22 protein-coding genes are annotated in these 23,300 nt (G+C 42.3%); 7 read left to right on the top strand and 15 right to left on the bottom strand.

All coding sequences use genetic code 11. The features are described from left to right. Window positions 1–1,036: 1,036 nt before the first annotated feature. The gene (gene rodA / locus ACHEVO_RS00910) at window positions 1,037–2,179 is read right to left on the bottom strand and encodes a rod shape-determining protein RodA (protein ID WP_057760433.1); all 1,143 of its coding nucleotides are present in this window, start codon (window positions 2,177–2,179) and stop codon (window positions 1,037–1,039) included. A gap of 284 nt (window positions 2,180–2,463) precedes the next feature. Between rodA and ACHEVO_RS00905 the strand changes: the two genes are divergently transcribed. Then, window positions 2,464–3,411: a D-Ala-D-Ala carboxypeptidase family metallohydrolase gene (locus tag ACHEVO_RS00905; protein WP_394123552.1), complete on the top strand. Its 948-nt coding sequence runs from the start codon at window positions 2,464–2,466 to the stop codon at window positions 3,409–3,411. A 268-nt stretch (window positions 3,412–3,679) separates the two neighbouring features. Then, window positions 3,680–4,255, top strand: coding sequence for a hypothetical protein (locus ACHEVO_RS00900; protein WP_394123551.1), 576 nt, complete (start codon window positions 3,680–3,682; stop codon window positions 4,253–4,255). 148 nt (window positions 4,256–4,403) lie between these two features. Here the strand turns inward: ACHEVO_RS00900 and ACHEVO_RS00895 are convergent, their stop codons facing one another. The 3 genes from ACHEVO_RS00895 to ACHEVO_RS00885 all read right to left on the bottom strand — a co-directional run bounded on the left by ACHEVO_RS00895 (window position 4,404) and on the right by ACHEVO_RS00885 (window position 7,760). Beyond that, window positions 4,404–5,981 (bottom strand): M16 family metallopeptidase, encoded by a 1,578-nt coding sequence (locus tag ACHEVO_RS00895; protein ID WP_394123550.1) that lies wholly within the window; start codon window positions 5,979–5,981, stop codon window positions 4,404–4,406. Window positions 5,982–6,048: 67 nt separating this feature from the next. Further along, window positions 6,049–7,545, bottom strand: a complete 1,497-nt coding sequence (locus ACHEVO_RS00890) for a M16 family metallopeptidase (protein WP_394123549.1) — start codon at window positions 7,543–7,545, stop codon at window positions 6,049–6,051. A 65-nt stretch (window positions 7,546–7,610) separates the two neighbouring features. Beyond that, window positions 7,611–7,760 (bottom strand): hypothetical protein, encoded by a 150-nt coding sequence (locus ACHEVO_RS00885; protein ID WP_156410696.1) that lies wholly within the window; start codon window positions 7,758–7,760, stop codon window positions 7,611–7,613. 762 nt (window positions 7,761–8,522) lie between these two features. On the opposite strand from ACHEVO_RS00885, the gene ftsY reads away from it, so the two are divergent. After that, complete coding sequence (gene ftsY / locus ACHEVO_RS00880) at window positions 8,523–9,434, top strand: signal recognition particle-docking protein FtsY (RefSeq protein WP_227526712.1); 912 nt, start codon at window positions 8,523–8,525, stop codon at window positions 9,432–9,434. 54 nt (window positions 9,435–9,488) lie between these two features. Then, on the top strand, window positions 9,489–10,055 hold the full coding sequence (locus tag ACHEVO_RS00875; RefSeq protein WP_394123548.1) for a methylated-DNA--[protein]-cysteine S-methyltransferase: 567 nt from the start codon (window positions 9,489–9,491) through the stop codon (window positions 10,053–10,055). An 80-nt stretch (window positions 10,056–10,135) separates the two neighbouring features. Here ACHEVO_RS00875 and ACHEVO_RS00870 read toward each other — a convergent pair whose 3' ends face one another. After that, window positions 10,136–10,885 (bottom strand): YebC/PmpR family DNA-binding transcriptional regulator, encoded by a 750-nt coding sequence (locus ACHEVO_RS00870; RefSeq protein WP_160022690.1) that lies wholly within the window; start codon window positions 10,883–10,885, stop codon window positions 10,136–10,138. Between the two features lie 317 nt (window positions 10,886–11,202). Here ACHEVO_RS00870 and ACHEVO_RS00865 point away from each other — a divergent pair, with 317 nt between their 5' ends. Next, window positions 11,203–12,033, top strand: a complete 831-nt coding sequence (locus ACHEVO_RS00865; protein ID WP_057760421.1) for an ion transporter — start codon at window positions 11,203–11,205, stop codon at window positions 12,031–12,033. Between the two features lie 33 nt (window positions 12,034–12,066). Here ACHEVO_RS00865 and ACHEVO_RS00860 read toward each other — a convergent pair whose 3' ends face one another. Further along, window positions 12,067–13,368 (bottom strand): ABC1 kinase family protein, encoded by a 1,302-nt coding sequence (locus ACHEVO_RS00860; protein WP_394123547.1) that lies wholly within the window; start codon window positions 13,366–13,368, stop codon window positions 12,067–12,069. A 123-nt stretch (window positions 13,369–13,491) separates the two neighbouring features. Continuing rightward, window positions 13,492–14,028, bottom strand: a complete 537-nt coding sequence (gene aroQ, locus ACHEVO_RS00855; RefSeq protein ID WP_394123546.1) for a type II 3-dehydroquinate dehydratase — start codon at window positions 14,026–14,028, stop codon at window positions 13,492–13,494. Between the two features lie 445 nt (window positions 14,029–14,473). Between aroQ and ACHEVO_RS00850 the strand changes: the two genes are divergently transcribed. Next, entirely contained in the window at window positions 14,474–14,689 is a 216-nt protein-coding gene (locus ACHEVO_RS00850; protein WP_057760416.1) for a cold-shock protein, read from the top strand. A 290-nt stretch (window positions 14,690–14,979) separates the two neighbouring features. Then, complete coding sequence (locus tag ACHEVO_RS00845) at window positions 14,980–16,134, top strand: DEAD/DEAH box helicase (RefSeq protein ID WP_102091784.1); 1,155 nt, start codon at window positions 14,980–14,982, stop codon at window positions 16,132–16,134. Window positions 16,135–16,241: 107 nt separating this feature from the next. Here the strand turns inward: ACHEVO_RS00845 and ACHEVO_RS00840 are convergent, their stop codons facing one another. From ACHEVO_RS00840 to ilvA, 8 genes are all read right to left on the bottom strand, one after another. Next, entirely contained in the window at window positions 16,242–17,141 is a 900-nt protein-coding gene (locus ACHEVO_RS00840) for a sulfite exporter TauE/SafE family protein (protein WP_394123545.1), read from the bottom strand. A 97-nt stretch (window positions 17,142–17,238) separates the two neighbouring features. Then, window positions 17,239–17,499 carry a cbb3-type cytochrome oxidase assembly protein CcoS gene (ccoS, locus tag ACHEVO_RS00835; RefSeq protein ID WP_394123544.1) on the bottom strand — a complete coding sequence of 87 codons (261 nt, stop codon included), beginning with the start codon at window positions 17,497–17,499 and terminating at the stop codon, window positions 17,239–17,241. A 112-nt stretch (window positions 17,500–17,611) separates the two neighbouring features. Beyond that, window positions 17,612–18,340 (bottom strand): YdcF family protein, encoded by a 729-nt coding sequence (locus ACHEVO_RS00830; protein WP_394123543.1) that lies wholly within the window; start codon window positions 18,338–18,340, stop codon window positions 17,612–17,614. A 49-nt stretch (window positions 18,341–18,389) separates the two neighbouring features. Beyond that, complete coding sequence (gene murB / locus ACHEVO_RS00825) at window positions 18,390–19,430, bottom strand: UDP-N-acetylmuramate dehydrogenase (protein ID WP_394123905.1); 1,041 nt, start codon at window positions 19,428–19,430, stop codon at window positions 18,390–18,392. Window positions 19,431–19,745: 315 nt separating this feature from the next. Then, window positions 19,746–20,243, bottom strand: coding sequence for a low molecular weight protein-tyrosine-phosphatase (locus tag ACHEVO_RS00820; RefSeq protein ID WP_191113680.1), 498 nt, complete (start codon window positions 20,241–20,243; stop codon window positions 19,746–19,748). A gap of 207 nt (window positions 20,244–20,450) precedes the next feature. Next, window positions 20,451–20,873, bottom strand: a complete 423-nt coding sequence (locus ACHEVO_RS00815) for an RNA-binding S4 domain-containing protein (protein ID WP_102091790.1) — start codon at window positions 20,871–20,873, stop codon at window positions 20,451–20,453. 98 nt (window positions 20,874–20,971) lie between these two features. After that, window positions 20,972–21,361 (bottom strand): excalibur calcium-binding domain-containing protein, encoded by a 390-nt coding sequence (locus tag ACHEVO_RS00810; RefSeq protein ID WP_394123542.1) that lies wholly within the window; start codon window positions 21,359–21,361, stop codon window positions 20,972–20,974. 102 nt (window positions 21,362–21,463) lie between these two features. Beyond that, the gene (ilvA, locus tag ACHEVO_RS00805) at window positions 21,464–23,017 is read right to left on the bottom strand and encodes a threonine ammonia-lyase, biosynthetic (RefSeq protein WP_394123541.1); all 1,554 of its coding nucleotides are present in this window, start codon (window positions 23,015–23,017) and stop codon (window positions 21,464–21,466) included. Window positions 23,018–23,300 lie beyond the last annotated feature (283 nt).

Genomic DNA, 23,300 nt, shown 5'->3' with positions numbered 1-23,300 from the left:
TGACGGGCTGACTTTACCAAACTTGATGCACCATCATGCTGACGGCTTAGTTCACCAAGTACACGGTCGATGTGGGAGGCGTTATCTTGCGAAATCATAGCAAGTGTGGTCTTTGCTTCTACAGCATTTGCATTGGTAGCGACTGCAGAGCCAGCAAATAACATTGCTGACATTGTAAGTAAACCAGATAAACGCTTGTTCATAAATACCTCTATAACTTATACATCAAAACCTAACTCTAAGTATTTTAGATTGAGCATGGCATTAATCTATTGTTTTCATATTGATTAACGAATGGCTCTTATAGGTATTAATATATGGTAATTTTTCATTTCATTATCATCAGTATTCAGTACATCTAATAGATAAAGTGACTGACGATACGCTCAAATGATAGTTAGCGATAAGCATTGAATACAAAGTCCAAAATCAGGACTGAGTGACAATGTCACTATATGTCGTATTTACATGATGTGCGATATACAAACTTCTTTAGAATGCTACGTTAGTAAAAGGTTCAGAGGACATCGCGTATCGCTTTGTTATCAAACCGTTAATTAAGTAGTGTATTTGAAAGTCTGGAATCTACAAGATGCTAACTATACGGCTACGCTACAACCTAAATATATTTAAATGCAAAGTTTATTAGTAGCTATGTACGGGTTATGTATCAGAGTACAGTAAAACGAGGTTAACGCAATTTTTTGTAAAAAACAAGGAATAAAATCTTTCTGAACTTGTAGGTGATTAGCTAATGTCGGAAATTATATATATTTTTTAGTAAAAATAGCGGATGCTAAAAAAATAATTATTTCGGATTTGTAACTATTATAGTGATTGATACGAACATCCATTATATGAAAACCATTAAAATAAAAAAGCCATAGCGCGAAGAATAAAACTCTTCTTCGCGTTATGGCTAATTGTCTTTTATCAAATCATTAGTAGTACAAAACAATTTATCTTAATGGTACTACCATAATTATTACAACGACTTACTCTAAAGACAATTTATACAGAAAGCATCTTATTCCAGTTAGCCAGATTTATGTGTATGGATAGACATGAGTAGGCCAAATCCTGCCATCAGAGTCACGATAGCTGTACCACCATAACTAATGAATGGTAGTGGAACACCTACGACAGGCAAAATGCCGCCAACCATACCGACATTGACGAATATATACACAAAGAAAGACATGGCGATAGCACCAGCCAACAATCTGCTGTAAACATCAGGATGGGTGAAAGCGATATATAAGGCGCGTGATAAAAGGCAAAAGTAAATGAACATCAGTAGCATCACACCGAGCAAACCAAACTCCTCGGAGAAGGCTGCAATAATAAAGTCAGTATGGCCTTCTGGTAGGAAATGTAGGTGCGATTGCGTGCCTTCTAGATAGCCTTTTCCAGTGAGGCCACCAGAGCCAATAGCTGTCTTCGATTGAATGATGTTCCACCCAGCACCTTGTACATCTGCTTCAGGATTAAGTAGTGTCAATACCCGCGTACGCTGATAGTCGTGGAGTAAAAAGTTCCAAGCAAAGGCAATAAATGGTACAGCCAAAATTACAGCAGCAGAAATCAATCGCCACGAAAGGCCTGCTAAGAACAGCACAAATATACCACTAGCAGCGACCAGTAGTGATGTACCAAGATCAGGCTCTTTAGCAATTAATAGCACCGGTACAATGATCAATGCCAAGGTAATAGCGATGCTAGATGCTGACGGCGGCAAATCACGCTTAGACAAAAACCAAGCACACATCATTGGCATGCCCAGCTTCATGAACTCTGAAGGCTGCACACTACCGAACCCAGGCAAATTGATCCAGCGCTGAGCACCCATACGGACTTCACCGATAATATCTACCAATACTAATAATATAAGTCCTAAGACATAAAATATAGGCGTAAAGGTACGATAGAGACTGGGCGGTATCTGCGCCATAGTAAACATCACAGCAAATGCCACACCGTAACTGACCATTTGGCGAATAACCATACCAATATCTTGGCTTGCGGCACTGTATAGAATCGTCAGACCAATACAACAAACCGTCAATAACAGTAAAGTTAACCATGGGTCGATATGAATGCGTTGCCATAGTGTCGGTGCATGACCTTGACCCAAATGATGGCTTTGACGTGAAAAACGATATTGCGGGTTAGAAGACATAGGCAGAATTTGGCTAACAATTGGTGTAGGAGGGAAGTACTAACTAAATTATCTCATTATAAATAATGATGAGAAGCGTACTTAAAAGTACCGACTTTAATAAAAGTATGCGAGCAAGCGATCGCTATATAATTCACAAATAATAATAAAGTCACTCAATTATAAAAGTTATAAGGATAAGTGTTAATTATCAATATTGGACTTCAAATTAGAAGCGATAGTTTAGCCTGCTTGTTGAAAATTTGATAGTATCGATAAAACGTTTTTAGCGGTAGTTTCTTGCAATGATAAAATCAAAAATCCATGCGTATAGGCAAATTTGCCAACCTATTATTACTCTTATCCTATGTGTTGGCAGTGTCAGTGCTCATGCCGTTATTATCAGTGACGATAGTGAACGCCGTATTCAAATACGTCAAAGTAGCAGTACAAGCAATAACAGTAATGCGTATATAACGCCTTCTACTAACAGCTCAAATCAGCGTCCTGGTGTCACCATGTTGAGTGGTGCGAATGCATCAAGTGGCGACAGTATGCAAAACTTGATTGTACAAAAACAGCGTGATTTCGAGATTGATGCTAGGTTATCCATTGAAGAAAATAAACGTGTGAATGTAGTGAGACGCGGTGCTACTTATAGTACAGCAAACAACACCTATAATGGTGCTTATAACGATTCTATGAATATGGACTTTAACGCATGGTTAAATAGCAATAGCTATCGTGCCAGACAGGTAGCAGAGTATGAACGCTATCTCAGCGCACGAGTCGGGTCACAGAATGTACCGCCACTGTCGCAACTGCTGACGACTGCTCGTAGCTGGAGTAAATGCGGGTATGAGCCGTATCAATTGCCACCTCAAGAGCTATGGTCTAACATTGTACCAACATTGCGCCTTTATAGTGAGTTGAAAAACCAAGGTATTTTACCACTCAGCAGTGAGATACGTTCGGTATATCGTAACCCAGGTTTGAATGACTGTGCAGGCGGGGCAGATGGTAGTAAGCATATGAATGCAAGTGCTATGGATATCTGGGTGCCTGAGTACGAAGACAATTTATGGCGCTTGAGTACCATGCATGATGGCTTATGTCAGTTTTGGCAGTATCAAGGGCAGCCTTATAACTTTGGCTTAGGATTATATGCGACGGGAGCTATTCATTTAGATACGGATGGTTATCGCAAATGGGGTTTTAATCACGCTAGTAGTTCTTCTTCTTGCCGCTATTAACTGACTTGTCAAGAATCGAGAATTCAAATGAATATAAAGTTAGCCGAGATAACGCTAGATATATATTCATTTTTATATATACTATTCCGATGTTTACTAAAAATAATAATTTTGTAATTATTTGGTAGGATTCATAGGATAGACGCATGAGTTCATTAAAAATTTGTTTGGTCTTTAAAAACTATGCTTTAATAATATGTGTTATCAATCGCCTTTATATTTTCATGGCTTATAAAGAAAACCACCAAATTTACTTTAAGCGAAAACTATGAAAAATCAGCGCTCGACAATGAAAAGCTATCATAAATTAAATAACGAGAAACAAAGTTTTTTGCACTCTAACTATAAGTATGGTGCTTTGTTTACTTCTGCACTTATGTCGGTATTGCTGATTAGTGCGTGTAGTACAGAGATGTCCTCTGAAAACAATATGATAGTGACGGATAAGGCTGATAGACATATACAAAGCTCTAAAGAGATAGAAGATAGTATCAAAAACTCTTATGCTCGTTTGGCCTCTAAGCGCTCTGATGTCTGTCCAAAATTAATTCAAGAAGAAACAGGTAATCAGGTTATTGAACGTATATCAGAGGTCATGGTAAATGACTACTGTGATTATTTCTTATATCCGCGAGAGGGTCAGCGCCTCAATGTTAAAGTAGATAACCGTCAAATAGAAGCGCTATTAATTGTGCCGACGCTACATAACTTTGCCAACGGTAATTATAAAGTGACGTCTTATGATAAGCATGTTATCCGTCTGAGCTATAACGGGGCCACCCATAAGCCTGAGCATTTTGTCTATGATGTTGCGCTAAAAATTTCTGACGCCAAGTATTCTTAATACTAAGCATTCCTAATATTTCACTTCTTATTTAAAGATTATAGCCGTTCAAATATCAAAGTAGATGTTATGAGCAGTATTTTTTACTACTCATAATACGTTTACAAAATTAATAAGCCTTATCTTTTCTAACCTACTTCCTAGCGATTTATTTCTTACTGGTTTTCTTTGCCACTTTCTTTTCTTTCCACGGATCTTCTTGTCCAACTGTAACTATCAAAAAGTTATCAGGTTTTAGCGTATCTCGCATGGTTTGATTGACCTCTGAAAGTGTGACTTGATCAATGCGATTGGTATAGTCAGCTAAGTAGTTATTCGGCAATTGGTAAAAGTTCATCATTCCAAGTAAGCCATTAATACCTGCATTGCTCGCAAATCCCATCGGAAAGCTGTTTTTCAAATTATCTGTAGTTAGGCGCATCTCCTCATTGGTGATACCTTTGTCCAGCGTCTCATTGATAACCGCTAAGCTTGCGTCAATGGCCGCACGCGCCTTGTCATTACGTGTCGAAAAACCAATCTGGTAGGGACCTCGAGAGAGCATTGGGTTCATCGATCCTGAGATTCCATAAGTATAGCCAAGGTTTTGTCTCACCTCAGTCATTAGCCGCGCATTAAAATCACTGCCTGCCATGACTTCGTTTCCAACAGCAAAGTTGGTCTGCTGCTGCTGTGCTATTGGGTCGGTAGCTCGTTTACTACCCAGCTGTCCCATGAGTACAGTGGTTTGAGTGCTTGGAAATGGAATATGAACGTGCTGCGCTTTGGTAAGCGGTTTCGGCTCAGGTAAATCAGTGGCAGCTTGGCCAGCAGGCAATTTAGCAGTGATGTCTTCTGCCAGTTTTTTGGCTTGTTCTAATGTCAGGTTGCCGGTCATAGCGACAGATGCGTTTGCTGCCACTAGATATTTGTTTTTAAAGTCTATCAGTTGTTGCTTCTCAATCGTAGGAACGCTTTCTAGTGTGCCGACTGATGGATGCGCGTAAGGGTGAGTACCGTACAAAGCATCATTGAAAGCGATGCTTGCTAGGCTATTGGGATCTTGTTTTTGTTGCTGCAGGCCTACCAACAGTCTTGCTTTATTGCGTGCTAGAACTTGCTCGTCAAACGTAGGCTCACTTACCATCTGTGTCATTAAATCAATGGCTGGTAGGAGATGCTTATCATCAGATAAGCTACGCAGTGAAACGACAAACATATCTTTATAGGCGCTACTGCTTAGATTGATGCCCAACGTTTCCACTGCACGTGTAAATGCGTTTTCATCTAGACTTTTTGAGCCCTGTTCGAGCATCGTCGCTGTCATATTAGCAATACCAAAACCATCCTTTTTGATACTACCATCACGCGCGCTACCAGCATTAAAACGCAAATCAATATCGACAATTGGCAAGGTGGTCGTTTGTACAAACATAACAGGTACGCCAGACTTGGTCTTAAACTGTTGAATGGTTGGTACAGTGACTTTTAAAGGTTTGTCATCATCTAAGCTGGTCAGTTTAGATAAGGCAGCAATTGGCGCACTTGCATCGACTGCAGCAGGTGAGCGGTAATCTTCAGCAGCTGTTGCATCTGCCTGCGCGGTAGTAGCTAAGACGCTAAAAGCAAAAGCTACGCTAGCACTGAGGTAGGCTCGCTTTGTAGATGCGATAGTGCTTCTTATAGAGGATGAAGCAGCCTTAAAAGATTCTTGTCTTGCTTTAGAGTCGTATTTATTCTGAATCATGAGTTTCTTCTTATTAAGAATACAGTGTTATGGCCATTTTTATGAGACGTTTGATAATAGGCAGCTACTATTTTGCTGGGGTTTTATTGTCTTTAGGTGGCACGACATGCATCACCGTCAAGTTGTCCTTGACCAAATACTGTTTACTGGCAGCCTGAATGTCAGCCACACTGATACCGTCGAGCTTAGTTGGCAACTTAGCAAGCAGTCTGTCATCTAGACCGATAGATTGTAACGAGCCTATCATACGTGCTTGTCCTTCCATGCTGTCTTGTGCATAAATCAAACCAGTCACCGTATTAGTCTTGGCGCGACTGATTTCATCATCGGCAATAGGATCGGTTTTTAACTTTTCTATTTCTGAGGTTATGGCTTGTTGTGCTTGCTCTAAGCTGACGCCTTCACGAGGTGTTGCTTGTATTAAAAACAGCCCATCGCCGCGATCTAACAAGTCGTAAGAAGTACCAACCGTCGTCAATATACCTTGCTCACGTATCAGTCGACTCTCTAAACGTGCAGATAAGCCACCATCGAGCACATCTTGCGCAAGTGACAGGGCATAAGCTTGTTTTTCATTGTTTGAGTCTGTCGTGGCAAGGCTTGGCACGTTGTAACCCATCAGTAGAACGGGCACTTGTACGGCTTGCTCAGAGTCAACCTTTTGATAACCACGGAAGCCTTTTTGAGTCACAGAAGTACGTTTGGGTAGGTTGCTTTTTTCTAAATCACCAAAGTAACGTTTGACTTGAGTAAGTACTTCTTGTGGTTGCACGTCACCGACGATGACTAACGTCGCATTATTTGGTACATACCATGTCTTATACCAGTCTTTTAAATCTGAAAGTTTAATCGATTCTAGCTCGCTCATAGGTCCAATGACAGACTCACCCTTTGGGCTGTCAGGTAAGGCCAGTAGACGAAATGACTCATACGCTTTGGCAAGTGGATTGTCATCAGTACGTTGGCGGCGCTCTTCCATGACCACTTGATGCTCTTTGGCAAATTCTTTGTCATCGAATATAAGGTTTTTCATGCGATCTGCTTCAAGCTCTAACGCTAATGGCATACGATTGGCAGGGAATAGCTCGTAGTACCCCGTATAGTCATAGCTGGTAAAGGCATTGTTGACGCCGCCAAACTTGGCCATTAGCCGCTCATAGTCATCACTAGAGACATTGGTCGTGCCCTTAAACATCATGTGCTCGAGTAAATGAGAGATACCACCTTTATCAAGAGGCTCATCTGCCGAGCCCACTCGGTACCAGATTTGTGTCATAGCGACTGGGGCACGGTGGTCTTCTTTTATGACGACTTTTAGACCATTTTCTAACTGATATTCATGTCGACCTGACATGTCCATTGTCAACTCAGACGGCTGAGTGTCTTTGCTCGTTTTATTCTCATCTGATATGTTTAGAGCCAAGCTATCTGTTGCGATTGAGCTTGTCACGGTTGCAGAATTAGTAGGCATCGTATTGGTTTGACACGCAGCAAGTGACGTTGCTACTGCTAAGGTACAAGCCATTCGTAATGGCGCAGCTGCTAGAGATAAAGACAATGGCATGGTATGGTCTACTTATATAAAATAATAATAGAAGGATTAGAGGCTAATCATAGTGATAAATAGCGTTACAAAGAGGTCTGAGCACCAACCATAACGCTAGCAGTCGGTCTAAACTCTTGCGTCGTAGTGCAACCCGTCACCAATATAGTTGTCGTTAATAAAACAGCCACACTGATGCTGCTGATTTTTTTGTAGTGCTTAGAGAATAATGACATAACGGATTCCTAATAAGTATTTATCGAATAAGTCTTGGTAGAGTAGGCGAAGTCCGACAAGTAACAAGTCAGAATTTTGTGTCCAAACCTTAAGCAAAACTTTCTCAAATCATTGAGTGATTTTTTAAACAGATCAATTTTGACGATAGTCTAATAGGGTAAGGGCTGAGCATGACTTGAATTATGCTAAAATAGGTCAAAATTAAGAATCATGTCGTTCGTAGCCAGATGACAATATGCAAATCCATTAACAATAAACAAATAATTAATCGTGATAACTTTTAGGGCAAACTTATGAACAACCCAAACAATAGCAACCGCGTAGTCATTAACCTTGATGCGGGTCTTGACGACTTAGATGACGATGATATTACCTTACCCAGTCTACCGGTGCAATCTGTGCCCGTTATTGATGAAACAGAGAGTGTTGCTCCACAAAAGGACAGTACGGTAAACCAAGATGTCTCTAGCAATGATGCTGCAGACAATATTGCTTTGGCGACGCCAATTGTCATGACAGAAGAGCATAACGTCCCTAAAGGTAATTCTGAAAGCTTTTCGAGCGCTACAGAGACAGCTGCTACAAGTCAAACTAATACTGCGTCAACCATTCCTGCTATGCCGTTGCAAGAGCAATTGGGTGATACGCCAAGTGTAAACCCGGTAGCTGACAATGACGCACAAGCAGCTACTAGCAAAGAACCTGCTACAGACTCACAAGAGAGAAAAGAGAATAAGAAAAAGGGCAGCTGGTTCAACCGTATGAAAACGGGCCTCAGTAAGTCACGCAAAAACTTAGCCGAAGGCATGGTCAGTATCTTAATCGGTGGTAAGGAGATTGATGACGAGCTATTAGAAGAAGTCGAAGATCAGCTATTGGTAGCCGATATCGGCGTCAACGCGACGAACCGTATCATCAAGAGCCTTACCGAGCAAACAGATCGTGGTGACTTGATTTATGCACACTCTCTATATAAAGCATTGCAAAGTGAGTTGGTTGATATCCTCACACCAAAAGTTGAGCCATTGGTGATTGATACTAGCAAAAAGCCGTTTGTTATATTGGTAGTAGGTGTCAATGGCGTAGGGAAAACCACAACGATCGGTAAGCTTGCCAAGCGTCTACAGGGCGAAGGTAAGTCAGTCATGCTGGCAGCGGGCGATACGTTCCGTGCGGCAGCTACTGAGCAGCTACAGATTTGGGGCGAGCGCAATCATATTCCAGTGGTAGCGCAAGGTCATGGTTCTGACAGCGCTTCTGTCATTTTTGATGCGATGCAGTCAGCCAAAGCAAAAAATATCGATGTGCTCATCGCCGATACTGCGGGACGTCTGCAAAATAAGACACATTTGATGGCAGAGTTAGAGAAGGTCGTACGTGTCATGCGTAAAGCGGATCCAAGTGCTCCGCATGAAGGTATGATTGTGCTAGATGCTGGCACGGGTCAAAATGCTATTAACCAAGTCGAGCTGTTTAATAAAGTTGTGCCGCTGACAGGCATCACCATTACTAAGCTAGATGGTACGGCTAAAGGTGGAGTGGTGTTTAATATTGCCGAAACGACAGATGTGCCTATCCGCTATATTGGTGTGGGTGAGTCGATTGACGACTTACGTTCTTTTAGTCCGAAGCAATTTGTCGCCGCTTTGTTCGAGACCGATGATAAAGAATAAGAGAGCCAGTTTTAACTGGTAAATTATTTTTAAGACAATAGGGAAGTAGACGCTATGATAGTTACCACAGCAGCCTTTGGGTCACATCGATTAACACTGATTGCTCGTGTCAATGAGCATGGTCAGCCTATGCTTGTTGAAGCCAACTGGCTGCTGGCAGGTAACTCATGGCATAGCTCAAAATCTGTACCTAAACTTAAAAAGTACTATGGTCTGACAGACGAAGATTTTACTTTTATAGACAAAAATAGCCTAAGCATGAATGAACCTGCTCAAGCATTATTAATAGAAACGATTTTTCAACTTAAAGACTATGCTGATGGTAAACGTAAGACATTGGATTTGCCTTTGGACTTCTCTATGGGCACTGAGTTTCAGCAAAGAGTATGGCAGGCATTACAAGGTATTGAGTATGGCGAAACCATTAGCTATGCCACACTCGCGCAGCGTGTCAAAAGTCCAAAGGGGTTTCGTGCGGTCGCGCAGGCCAATGGCAAAAATCCTTTTAGCATTATCGTGCCTTGTCATCGAGTGATTGCAAGCGACGGTAAGCTCGGTGGATATACAGGCGGGCTGGATAAAAAAGAGTATTTACTAGCACTAGAAGGAAGTTGGACGTAAAACTGAGTCCAAATCTGTCTTAATAAAAAAGGGCCAAATACTTTTAGTATCTGGCCCTTTTTACTGAACAATTAATAAGATTACGCTTCAAGCTGGGCCATGACGTCAGCAGAGAAATTCACGTTAGTATAAACTTCTTGCACATCATCAGCATCTTCTAACATATCGATCATCTTTATGATCTTTTCAGCATCATCAACATTGTCGATCTCAGCCGTAGTAGATGGTGACATAGTGACCTCGGCATTGTCAGAAACAAGACCAGCCGCATTAAGAGCATCTTGGACTTGACCGAAACTTTCCCATTCAGTGATAACGAGCAAGCTTTCGCCATCATTTTCGATATCAACGGCGCCCGCATCTAGTGCAACGAGCATGACTTCATCTTCTAAGCTGACATCGTTAAAAGTGATTTCGCCACGTTTAGTGAATAGATACGCCACTGAGCCCGATGTGCCAAGATTACCATCATTCTTGGTAAAAGCGTGACGTACTTCGCTGACCGTACGGTTAAGGTTATCCGTCATGGTTTCGACCAATACAGCCACACCACCGACACCATAACCCTCGTAACTGACTTCTTCCATATTCTCGTTATCGCCGCCACCTGTACCACGGTCGACAGCACGATTAATCGTGTCGCGCGTCATATTGACGGATAGGGCTTTTTCGATAACGGCACGTAAGCGTGGGTTTTTGTCAGGATCGGGATCGCCTTGTTTGGCAGCTGAAACGATTTCACGAATAATCTTGGTAAATATCTTACCCCTTACTGCATCCTGACGGGCTTTACGGTGTTTAATATTTGCCCATTTTGAATGGCCTGCCATATAACATCCTTAAGTTCTACGTACTATTTTTATGGGTAAAAAGAGTGATCAACAACAACCTTCGGTATCTGATTGCCTGATTTTATACTATCATTACTTTGTCTATTTGAGGTAGTAGCGCTACTGGCACGTTAACGATTTGTATGTTGTTGAGAGTGCTTTTTTGCTACACTGTGGCAACTTATAGATTGTATTCACTGTGATAGGTGAGCGATATTATAAACCAGTTTTAGCTATTTTGACCAACTTGCCCTTATCCATCACATTTTAAGTCATTGTGTGCTATCAAGCCATTGATTTTATAAAGTACTGATTCTATGAAGCAACCAACCGCCGAAGCTCTTACACACTTGCGTAACCGTACACATATCATTATTGAAGGCACAGATACTCGTCTGGGTAAGCTCTTTGATATTGTATTGCTGATTGCAATTTTAGCCAGTGTGGCCGTCGTCATGCTTGATAGTGTGCTATATATGCGTTTGCAGTATGGCACGTTGTTCTTTTATGCAGAGTGGTTTTTTACCATTTTGTTTACTATTGAGTATGCGTTAAGGCTGTTTTCAGCACCCAACCGCTTACGCTATGCTTTTAGTTTCTTTGGAATAGTAGATTTACTATCTGTATTGCCAAGTTATTTGAGCTTAATGTTTGTAGGCGTGCAGTATCTACTCGTGATACGGGTATTACGTATTTTACGTGTGTTTCGCGTTCTTAAGCTCAAGGCCTATATGCAACAGGCTGGGTTTTTGGCGTCTGCATTAAAAACCAGTCAACAGAAAATTACGGTCTTTTTCTTATCGCTTGTATTATTGGTAACCATCTTTGGTTCAATTATTTATGTCGTAGAAGGGCCGGAAAATGGATTTACCAGTATTCCATTGTCTATCTACTGGGCCGTTGTTACGATGACGACGGTTGGCTATGGTGATATGTCACCCAAGACACCGCTCGGCCAAGCAATTGCAACCATGGTCATGATCACGGGTTATTCGATTATTGCGGTACCAACAGGTATTTTTACGTCAGAGTTAGCACGTAATATGCGTCCACAACTTAACCCAGTGACTTGCCCCAACTGTGGTAAATTCGGTCATGCAGTAGGGGCAGACTTTTGCGATCGTTGTGGTCACGCGCTACATATCTAGGAATAGATTTAATCGTGACAGTCAATACATCTACTACGCATCGATATATTCATCAACCAGTGGTGACAGGTCGATCTCGACGCCTAGATTGACCAGATTCCAATATTGTCCTGATACAGTACGGTCTAGCATCATAGTGGTGGCTGAGGGTTGAAACTGACCAAAGTACTTCAAAGACGTACGCATCTGTGCAATGGCCTCGTGATGGACTTGGCTACTCCCAAAATCAAATTCGCCTTCTTGATAAGGACTAATGGATAAAGGTTTGAGTCCAATTGATAACCACTTTTCATAAAACTCACCAGGGATGTTTTTGTCATCTTCGCGGCGAATATCTAGCGCAATCAAATCTTGCTCAAGTGCAGTGACGTCACCTCTTAGTGCATGTTTGACAAAGCGTTTAAATAGCTGTACTTCGCTATCGCTATAGCTGCGAATACCGCCAAAGTCATAAGCCACGACACTGCCGTCATGACGGAACGCAAAGTTACCTGGATGAGGATCGCAGTGCATACGGTACAACCCAAACAGCTGCCCTGCGGTAAAATGAAACAGACGCTCTGCTATTTTTTGTTTGATGTCATTGTCCCATGTCGCAGCGACAGTCAATGTCTCTCCCATCTCTTCGGTCAACGTTAAAATCCGTCTAGAAGAATGGCTGCTAATCACTTTTGGAATAATAAGGCCTTCATCTTCTGCATGAAAAGCGCCGAATACGCGTAAGTTATGAGCTTCTTTGACATAGTCCAATTCATCATGCAGACTCTGGCGAATCTCATTAAAAAGCTGCTCTTGTAGTTGCTTACTCATATTGAGCACGCCAGCGATTTTTAATGCCATACGTACTTGTTTGAGATCGCTATCGCAGTTTTCATCGACATCAGGATACTGGACTTTGACCACCACTTTTTGACCCGATGGCAACGTTGCTTTGTGCACTTGTCCAATGGATGCTGCGGCAAAGGGTGTCTCTTCAAACTCGCTGAATAATTCTAAGATAGGCGCTTTTAGCTCGCGTTCAACTTGGGCTTGTATCTGCGCATACGGCATTGGCGGCGCATCTTTCTGTAGCTTTTCGAGCGCTGACGCAACCTCAGGCGGGAACACATCCTTATATTGTGAAGCAATCTGTCCGACCTTCATCACTGCGCCTTTCATCTCACCCAACGTTTCGGCAATTTGAACACCCACATCTTGCATCAGATCTGAGCGAGCTTGCAGACGTTTCTCTTCGTCACTTGAGAGATGCTTAAATGAGTTTTTGGCGGCTTTGCCAGCAATACTCGCTGTCATGCCAGCGAGTTTCATAAAGCGTTTTCCGGACGATTTTGCCATTCATGTCACCGTATAATGGGTTGTTTACTCAGTCGTAATTCTATTATTTTAATTGCAAGATTACTGTTTGACTAATGTGTGAAGACGCGAGTAATTATTTATAAAAAAGTAAGCGCCGTCATATCATTTGTTCGTGTCAACTGCATACATATTGCTCAACCAGTAATCAAGCGCCATTTGATAGCCTAATTGTCCCAAGCCGCAAACAACCCCGACCGCAATGTCACTTAGATATGAATGATGACGGAAAGGCTCACGGGCATGAACATTGGATAAATGTACTTCTATAAATGGTTTCTGGGTGGCCAATAGCGCGTCGCGCAGAGCCACTGAAGTATGCGTAAATGCAGCCGGATTAATGATGATAGCATCGACTTGGGCAGATTTATCCGCTAATAGTCCATGATGCTGGATATCGTCTACTAGCTTACCTTCATGGTTGGACTGTATACATATTAACTCTACACCGTGGCGAGCGGCGTGCTCAACTAGTTGCTTTTCTATATCAGCAAGTGTCGTATGACCATAAATATGCGGTTCTCGTTTACCTAGTAAATTCAGATTTACGCCGTTTACCAGTAGTAATTTATGAGTCAGTATTTGATTTGAATTGTCGTTAGTTGATTGTTCGGCTGTTTTTGACGGAGTAGAAGAGGTCATAATGGTCTCGGTAACTATTGAGCAATGTTAATAATTTATTATAGTATAAGAATAATCTAAGGTGCGCGGCGTTAAGCTAAAATGGCTTCAACGCATTTTGCTCTTTATCATAACAGCTTGATAGCTAGGTTATAAAAATTTGTCTAAAAAATTATTTAGATATCAAAAAGCATATTAAAAGTCTTTATGTTGCTAAAAACCCGTGCTATGATATTTTTTATGCAATAAATATTGCAAGTTTGTTGCTATCATCAAATTTTATGACGATAAGTGCGTTTGGCGAATTCGTTATGAAAACACTATGTAGGTAATTAAAGCACTACATAGACGATGGTAAGTAGAGTAGTAATACTCTTAATTTTTGATTTCATGATCTTAGACCCTGTTTATATGCAATGTCGCAAAGGAAGCTAGGGCTAAGCGGACTTTTTTAGGAAGTAATATTATGTCAGCTCGTGAGCAAGGTATCGTTAAGTGGTTTAATGACTCAAAAGGCTTTGGTTTCATTCAACGTGACAGCGGAGAAGATATTTTTGTCCATTTCCGCGCGATTCAGGGTGATGGCTATCGTTCTCTAAAAGATGGCGAAAAAGTTGAGTTCAGCGTAGTAGAAGGTGACAAAGGTCTGCAAGCTGAAGAAGTCAGAAAGATAGAAGAGTAATTTACTCAGACATTAAAGCGGTTTAGTTATAATGTCTGTACAAACTACTGATATACTACTGAGTCAAGCCCATCTTATCTTACCTATGTTGAGTGAACTGCAGCATATTTGGTAGGATTGGATTTGGGCTTGGCTTTTTTTATGCCTACATGTCTGATGATTTTCCGCAGACTTGATGAAGCTACTTTTACTGATTACGGTTTAAACGCTACATTTGACACTATAAAGGTTCATTGTGAGCCTATTTATAATTAATAAAATACAAGTAATTCATTTAAAAGGATATTTTTTTGAGCAATTTTACAACGTTTACTGATTTGCCACTTTCAACAGCGACCTTGCGTGCAGTAAGTGATCTAGGCTTTACTGAATTGACGCCCATTCAAGCAAAGATACTACCGCATACATTGGCACATCAAGATGCTATCGGACAAGCACAAACTGGCACAGGGAAAACAGCGACCTTTCTACTGACTATTATGGAAGCCCTGCTTAAGCGTCCATTTACCAATGACGAAGAGCGCTATCTTGGTGAGCCGCGCGCTGTGGTCATGGCGCCAACTCGCGAATTGGCTCAGCAAATATTTGATGACTGTATTGCATTAACCAAATATACCTCGCTACATAGCGTCTGTATTATGGGCGGTACTAACTATGAAACTCAGCAGCACGAGCTTGAACGTCAATACGTTGATATTTTGGTAGCGACGCCTGGCCGTCTAATTGATCTTGCTAATAAAGGCATGGTGTATCTAGATAGAGTAGAGGTACTGGTACTTGATGAAGCCGATCGCATGTTAGATATGGGGTTCATTCCTGATATCAAGCGCCTAGTTGGTCGAATGCCTGCCAATACCGATCGCCAAAGCTTGTTGTTTTCTGCAACCTTCAACCAAGATGTTATGAATTTGGCCTATCGTTGGTTACATGAGCCTCAGTTTGTTGAAATTGAGCCTGAACACAAGACCAGCGAGTTAGTAGATCAGCATTTTTATTTGCTGACAGAAGATCAAAAGCTAGACGCCCTACAGCGTATTATCAGTGATGAAGCAGTAGAGAAGGTCATCGTCTTTGCCAATCGTAAAGACCAAGTAAAGCGTCTGTATCACAAACTGCGTCAAGCGCATAATATTGTGATGCTATCGGGCGATGTCATTCAGCAAAAACGTGAGAAGTACTTACAGCGATTTAAAGATGGTCATGCATCTATTTTGGTGGCGACAGATGTAGCAGGGCGCGGTATCCATGTCGATGATATCAGCCATGTGGTTAACTTTACGTTGCCTGACCAACCAGATGATTATGTACACCGTATCGGTCGTACGGGCCGTGCGGGCCAGACAGGTATTAGTATCAGCTTTGTGAGTGAGGATGATGCCTTTAATATACCGGCATTAGAGAAGCACTTGGAAACTAAGTTTACGCTTGAGCAGTGGCAGGAATAATTGCTATAAACTGAGCACTATTTAATAAGCAAAAGCCCTCAATATCAAAAATGGTATTGAGGGCTTTTCTATGTGCGAAGTGTTAATAATATCTGTTACCGATAACTTTATTGAGCGTGTTCCATCATCTCAGTATGCTCATGGTGATTCATGTTCATTGATTCATCACTCATGTCATGCATACTATGATCCATATGGTCGTCCATATTTTGCATGTTATGATCCATGTCTGTTGCCATATCCATATCATGATTCATCTGGCTCATATCATGAGAGTCCATATCAGACATCATAGCAGTGTGGCTACCATGATTCATCTCACCATGGCCGCCATGCATATTTGCCATGACCATCGGCACGACCGCTACTGCCAAACCTGATATGACCATAACCGCACCATTTAACTGCCTTAAGCGAAAACGTCCAATCTTATCACGTAGCCAACCGACCGTCTCATGCGTCGCAACTAACATCGGTATGGTTCCTAGACCAAAGACAAACATCAACGCAGCACCGCTTAATGGATTATGAGCAACGACCGCAATTAGTAGAGCGCCATATACCAAACCACAAGGCAAAAAGCCCCAAAGCAACCCTGCTGTTAATGCGCGCGGAAAAGTATTGAGTGGAAATACCTTTTGACGCAATGGGCTAAGGTATTGCCAAAAGCGCATACCAAAACGTTCGAGCTTAGTCAAAAACGGTGCACCAAGCATCGTCACACCGACGAATACCAGTACCAATCCTAATAAAATACGCGGTGTACTATTACCCGTCATCAATGGCTTTAATACAGTAATACCGATAAGCCCTGCGATTAAACCCAATAATGCGTAACTCGTTAAACGCCCCAGGTGGTAAGTGGCCACCAAGGCACGGCGTTTGGCGGGGCTGACATCTTTCATAGACAGACCAAACGCGGTCACAAGACCGCCACACATGCCTAAGCAATGCGGTGAACCAAAGAATCCCATTAGTAATGCCGCCACAAGTAAAGCGATGGTCATGAATGCGTCTCCTAAGAATAGTAAAGGGCGAACTTGCTAGTGCTGAACTGGTTAATAAAACGGCACCAATAAATTACGCATTTATAAGGTAGATAAATTAGGTTTCTGAATCTTTATTTATCTCAGAGTTATCGTTATTTCCATCAGTTGCGGCTGTTTTATCTTGCTGCTGGGTAGGTGCTGAGCGTTCATGAGCCTGCATAGTTTGGCGGCGTTCTTGACGGTCATCCAATATAATACGCTGTGATGCATTGTCCAGATCTTCGAATTGATTTGACTTGACCGCATAACGCACTGCCCAAATAGCAACCACAAACAGCATAAGACTTAATGGAATTAATAAAAATATACTGAGCATGGCAAATCTCTTAAATAGCAGTGTCTCTTATTATACACCCATCACAAATGTAGTGGATGACTGGTAGCATTTAGAATGCGTCTCTCAATGGTATCGTATATATCTTTAACGTTTATTCGTCAGTGTTTTTTGCGGCATTGCCTCTTGGGGTCAATAGCTGCTGTGAAGTCACATCATTGGCATGGCGGCAGTCCATCTGTGGACGTATCACATCGCGCAAGTAGGCTGCGACCTCATAGACAGCACGCCGTGAGTGACTTAAATTGTGCGCAGGCTTCATCCAATCGCGTCTAACTGGCAGTGGCGCAGGGAGTGGTGTGCTATTGATACCATTTAACGCAAACTGTCTGCGAGCACGTGCCATATGGTAGCTATCAGTAATCAGGTATACATGGCGTAGCGGAATGCGTTTGGCTGTAAAACGGGCGTTTTCACATGTATTCATGCTAGCATTTTCACTGATCAGTCCATCGATACCGTGTTCCATCAACCATTGACCGAGCCATGGAGCTTCAGCGCCACTCAGTACAATTGGTAGAGGTAAGTCATGGTAAGCGCCTGCAGCGGTACGAGCGCGATTGAGACTATAGCGATTCAAGATAATTTGGTTGTTGTGGTCATTGGTCAGACCGCCGCCTAAGACTACATATGCGGTAGGCGGGGAGCTCATGGCAGCAGAAGGCATGTCAGGTAGCGGCAATAGAGAAAAGATATAAACGATTGCTTGCGAAAATAGCGGGGTAAATAGGCTGATAATCACTAAAATGACAGAGGTGGAGCCTAGTATAAAAGTAATATTGATAATGCGAAATAGCGTCACCATGCGTTCAGAAAATCGCAAGTAATATCGCCATAATCGTTTAGATAATAGCCGCTTAGACCATGATTTTTTAGGCCACATGCTCAGCATATCCAATTGAGCCATCAGCATTTACCCAGACTGGCTCACGTGACAATTGAATGGCAAATTTTTCATAGACAGTAGCAGCGATATGTTTTTGCGCTATAGCTACATCCTCTTGCGTGGCTTGCTGAGGCGTATGGTTGGTCAGTACTAGTGCTTGCTGTTTATGCGTAAAAATAGGTGCAATCCCGCCGCCTTTTAATTCCGCTTGTTCAATGAGCCACCCTGCAGCCACCTTTACCATTGCATCAGGCATCGCATAACCAACGATAGCTGGATAAGTTACTTGCAGCGCTGTGAACCGCTCCTGAGCGATAATAGGATTTTGAAAAAAACTGCCACAATTAGGTAGCTGCTTAGGGTCAGGCAGCTTTTGTTGTCTAATATCTATAATAGCTTGCATAACGTCAACAGGAGTTGCTTGCTCACGCCCTTGTTGTTCAGCATAGCGTTGCGCCACAGTCTGTACATCACCATAACTGGCTAAAATATTAGCAGGATCAGTATGTAGTCTGAAACCTACACGACTAATCAGCCAAGTGTTTGGTGTGCGTTTAAAGATACTGTCACGATAGCCAAATTGGCAATCAGCAGCTGATAAATGGTGCCAAGTTTGTGTCGGCAAATGATAGGCGCGTACATACTGTAAGCGGTCTTCTAATTGTACGCCGTATGCACCAATATTTTGTATGGGTGCTGCGCCCGTCAGACCCGGTATTAGTGCAAGGTTTTCCAACCCATACCAACCTTGATTGACCGTATGTACGACCAAATCATGCCAGTTCTCGCCAGCCATTACTTCGATATCAATATAATCGTCGGTTTGTTCGGTCAGATGAATACCACGCATCTTTGGCTGTAATACTATGGCTTTTAAAGCGGCAGGCAATAAAACATTGCTACCGCCAGACAGCACAAACAATGGCAATTTGTCTGCTGTATCCTCTACATAAGCTGCCATAAAATCATCAAGCTGCGCCTCATTCTCCAATGTCACGACAGAATCAGCAATACAGGCTAACGCCATAGTGTTGTCATGTGATAAGTCGATTGAATCATTGACTATGGCAGTCGCTGAAACATTCGAAACATCAGAGCTGATGGTAGACTGAGTACTGTGGTCAAGGCGTGAAGCTTGTGTCATAACATAGCCTATGTGGCAAAATGATAATAAATGATAAGGTAGCTATAGTTGTTTCAATTTAAAAGAGATACAAGGCAACTGAGTGCAAACGTAACTGTGATACTTCAAGCGAGATTAACGCTGTCGCTCTTTTATAGAGGATTAACTATATTATAGAGGATACCGGATGCAAGAGTAGCAGAAATATAGACAGTATGGCTAGCAGGCTTTCCAGCTTTCTATCCAAGCTTGGGCGCTTGATTCGATACGCTCGATCACTTCTTCGAAATCATCGTTATCGCCTTTATATGGATCTGGTACATCACTGCCGCAATAGGTAGGGTCTTCTTCACTGAACAGCGCTAGTGTTGCTAAACTATCTTCTGACTCTGCAATGCTGTCTTTGATCGCTTGCAGATCAGCTAAATTCTGTGAATCCATGGCTAAGATTAGATCAAAATCACGAAAGTCATTGGCACTGACTTGACGAGCGACCAGCTTATTAATTTTATAGCCGTGTGATTTAGCATGACGTTGTGAGCGAGCATCAGGCGCACTGCCAACGTGCCAATCACTGGTGCCTGCTGAGTCTACTTTTATGGATAGTCCAGCAATCGCTGCTTGCTGACGAAAAACTTCTTCAGCAGTAGGGGAGCGGCAGATATTTCCCAAACATACCAATAATACAGACGAGGGAGTACAGGCTTTCATCAGCATAATATGACCTTCTATAACAAAAAAAACATGCTATAAGAGACCGGCATTGTTAATGCGGCTTTTATTAGCATGCAATCGATTGAATCAGCTGCTAGCGTAACGCTTAATGCTTGGAATGGCAAGGATAGAGACTAAACAATAGCGTCATTTAACAATTAAGCTTTGGCCATATGATGCATGGCCAAAAGGTAAGATAGTGAAACGGTTTTAATCTTGATTACTTTTAAAACGTTGTAGATCGCGTCGCTCTTTTTTGTTGGGCTTGTTGTCAGGACGAGCAAGATTAGCCAGTTTACGCTGTTCGGCATAGTAAGCACGCCGGGTTTCGCTCTCTTTTGTCTCTGAATATAGCACTTCAGCGGCGGTCGCATTGCCACGCTGTGCAGATAGCGCCTCAACAACGACAGTCTTTTCGGTCATCGCGGTCGCTGAGCCTTGACGAATGGTTAGCTCATCTCCGACTGAAATCTCTTTACTGGTTTTTACCCGGCTACCAGCATAGTGTACGCGTCCACTTTCAATCGCTTGCTTGGCTAGAGTACGTGTACGATAAAACCTAGCTGCCCAAAGCCATTTATCAAGACGGATTTTCACCAAACCTTGGTTGTTATCATCAGTATTTTTTTTCATAAGAGTTACTCTGCATTCGTTTTTATATTAAATCATAGTTTTATATAAACAATATTAGGGCAACTTTAATATTTGCAAATAAATTTGATGACTGTGGGTTAGTTGCACCATTGTTGTTCACAAGGCACACCATCGTGGTTACCATCCATTTTGGTATTAGGACAGTAGTTTGTAAAATAGGTGGCTTCTGCACAGGATGTCATTTGTGAGCAATGCGTTCTGCCATCACATGAAAATTTTGAGACCGATTGTGTTGATAAGACTGGAGTGGCAGTTGGCGCTGATGTTGAAGTGGTACCCAAATCAACGTATGTTGGCGGTATATCATCAATATTATCAACGTCATTAGAGGTAAGAGTAGGTTGCGTTACGATATCTGCTGCTGCATTGGTTGCAGGTTGATGTACTGTATTTTTAGGTTGAAGAACTCTATAACCTATAAGCACGAAAATCAGACAGGTCAATATCACTAATACTTTGTTTATCACTGTGCCATACCTGCCAGCTAATAATCATTATTAATATGAAAATGGCAGTTTTCAATCGACTTAAAAACTGCCATTAGGTAAGAAATATTACGTCTATTTTTACTATCTCAAAAACAACTGATAGCCAATGTTGTCATTGACCGTGGCACAGTCATAACCAATATCTAAAAGCGCGTCTTGTAGCTGGCGAGAGTTGCCTACAGAGGCTTGCAGGCCAACCAGTACACGACCTTCAGCAGCACCATGGTTGCGGTAATGGAATAAGGTAATATTGAAGTCATCACCCAATTTCTCTAAGAATGTTAGCAATGCGCCTGGACGTTCTGGGAATACCACTTGTAGCAATTGCTCGTTTTCGACATGAGCATGACCACCAATCAAATGACGGATATGTGATTTGGCGATATCATCATCAGTCAGGTCGTGAGCAGTGTAGCCATCGTCTGACAATTGGTTACTGATGGTTTGACGCTCTTTTTCACCTTCTTTTAAAGCAATACCGACGAAGATTGAGGCAGGCTCCATTGAGTCTGGTGACTTCTTGCTATCGGCACGGTAGTTAAACTCTGTGATGTTACGACCGTGTAGACTGCGACAGAAGTTCAAGAAAGCGCCTGTTTGCTCGGGGATAGTGACCCCAAAGATGGCTTCTTTTTTCTCACCGATTTCGGTACGCTCAGCGATATAACGCAGGCGGTCAAAATTCATATTGGCACCGCAAATGATACCGACGCAGTTTTTATCTTGAATATTATTGGCTTCGATATATTTTTTCATACCCGCGACTGACAACGCGCTAGCAGGTTCAACGATACTGCGATTCTCTTCAAAGATATCTTTGACAGCCGCACACACTTCATCATTGGTACAAGTAATCACTTCAGGTTCAACGATAGGACCTGAGTTATCGCTTTTTTGCGTACGGACAACGTCAAAAGGTAATTCACCAATCTGTGCGACTGCCACCCCATCAACGAACAGTCCGACTTGCTCGAGCTTGACACGTTCACCTGTTTCAAGCGCTGCTTTTAGGCAGGCTGACTGCTCAGCTTCTACCGCAATCACTTTGACATGTGGTGCAACTTCTCCCAAAAATGCGGCAACGCCTGAAATCAGGCCACCACCACCAACGGCAACAAACACATAATCCATGTTGCGCCACTGTTGGGTCAGCTCAAGACCGATGGTGCCTTGTCCTGCGATGACCAGTTCATCGTCATAAGGTGGAATAAAAGTAAGGCCTTCACGTTCAGCGCGGTCAATCGCATAACGGTTTGCTTGATCAAAACTATCTCCGTGTAGATCTACATTGCCACCAAGTGCTCTTACCGCATCCACTTTGATGTCGGGAGTCGTGGTTGGCATGACGATGATGTTATTTAGTGATAGTTTGCGCGCAGAGTAAGCCACGCCTTGCGCATGATTACCTGCCGAAGCACAAATCACACCGCGCGCTTTTTGCTCATCGCTCAACTGACTGATACGGTTATAGGCACCGCGCAATTTAAATGATTTGACTGGTTGTAAGTCTTCACGCTTAAATCTAATGTCATTGGCAAAACGTTGGGTCAGCTTGGGCGCCGTTTCAAGTGGTGTTTGAATAGCAACGTCATAGACGGTGGCTTGTAAGATGGCTCGTACCCAGTGTGACAGCATAGTAATCCCTAAACAAAGTGAATATAAAAAGTGTAGATGAATATAAAAACGAAATAGATTAGCCTATGCCGATTTTTAGTATCTTGCAAGACTCAATTGCAGTTTTCTTGGGATTTCATGCTTGAATTTACATGAAGTGCAGGTATTTGCCGAAGTTAAGCCTTAGCTAGGCACGATGGGACTCACAAATTAGCGTCATGATGCGCTAACATCCATTAATATCATCGGTTATAATAGCCGCGCATTTTATCTGTTTTAGCCTTTTACTTTTTTTAAGACCATA

The organism is Psychrobacter nivimaris (assembly GCF_043419765.1).
Lineage (GTDB): Bacteria > Pseudomonadota > Gammaproteobacteria > Pseudomonadales > Moraxellaceae > Psychrobacter.
Note: the sequence above shows the minus strand (reverse complement) of the source record. Positions and strands in the feature narration are given on the sequence as shown.

Coding starts and splice junctions, on each gene's coding strand:
- ACHEVO_RS00905 (WP_394123552.1), top strand. CDS start 2,464: ATGATAAAATCAAAAATCCATGCGTATAGGCAAATTTGCCAACCTATT.
- murB (WP_394123905.1), bottom strand. CDS start 19,430: ATGGCGTTAGCCTGTATTGCTGATTCTGTCGTGACATTGGAGAATGAG.
- ccoS (WP_394123544.1), bottom strand. CDS start 17,499: ATGCTCAGTATATTTTTATTAATTCCATTAAGTCTTATGCTGTTTGTG.
- ACHEVO_RS00815 (WP_102091790.1), bottom strand. CDS start 20,873: ATGAAAAAAAATACTGATGATAACAACCAAGGTTTGGTGAAAATCCGT.
- ACHEVO_RS00895 (WP_394123550.1), bottom strand. CDS start 5,981: ATGATTCAGAATAAATACGACTCTAAAGCAAGACAAGAATCTTTTAAG.
- ACHEVO_RS00850 (WP_057760416.1), top strand. CDS start 14,474: ATGTCAGCTCGTGAGCAAGGTATCGTTAAGTGGTTTAATGACTCAAAA.
- ACHEVO_RS00900 (WP_394123551.1), top strand. CDS start 3,680: ATGAAAAATCAGCGCTCGACAATGAAAAGCTATCATAAATTAAATAAC.
- ACHEVO_RS00890 (WP_394123549.1), bottom strand. CDS start 7,545: ATGCCATTGTCTTTATCTCTAGCAGCTGCGCCATTACGAATGGCTTGT.
- ACHEVO_RS00875 (WP_394123548.1), top strand. CDS start 9,489: ATGATAGTTACCACAGCAGCCTTTGGGTCACATCGATTAACACTGATT.
- ACHEVO_RS00840 (WP_394123545.1), bottom strand. CDS start 17,141: ATGACCATCGCTTTACTTGTGGCGGCATTACTAATGGGATTCTTTGGT.
- ilvA (WP_394123541.1), bottom strand. CDS start 23,017: ATGCTGTCACACTGGGTACGAGCCATCTTACAAGCCACCGTCTATGAC.
- ACHEVO_RS00860 (WP_394123547.1), bottom strand. CDS start 13,368: ATGGCAAAATCGTCCGGAAAACGCTTTATGAAACTCGCTGGCATGACA.
- ACHEVO_RS00870 (WP_160022690.1), bottom strand. CDS start 10,885: ATGGCAGGCCATTCAAAATGGGCAAATATTAAACACCGTAAAGCCCGT.
- aroQ (WP_394123546.1), bottom strand. CDS start 14,028: ATGACCTCTTCTACTCCGTCAAAAACAGCCGAACAATCAACTAACGAC.
- ftsY (WP_227526712.1), top strand. CDS start 8,523: ATGAAAACGGGCCTCAGTAAGTCACGCAAAAACTTAGCCGAAGGCATG.
- ACHEVO_RS00820 (WP_191113680.1), bottom strand. CDS start 20,243: ATGCTGATGAAAGCCTGTACTCCCTCGTCTGTATTATTGGTATGTTTG.
- rodA (WP_057760433.1), bottom strand. CDS start 2,179: ATGTCTTCTAACCCGCAATATCGTTTTTCACGTCAAAGCCATCATTTG.
- ACHEVO_RS00885 (WP_156410696.1), bottom strand. CDS start 7,760: ATGTCATTATTCTCTAAGCACTACAAAAAAATCAGCAGCATCAGTGTG.
- ACHEVO_RS00865 (WP_057760421.1), top strand. CDS start 11,203: ATGAAGCAACCAACCGCCGAAGCTCTTACACACTTGCGTAACCGTACA.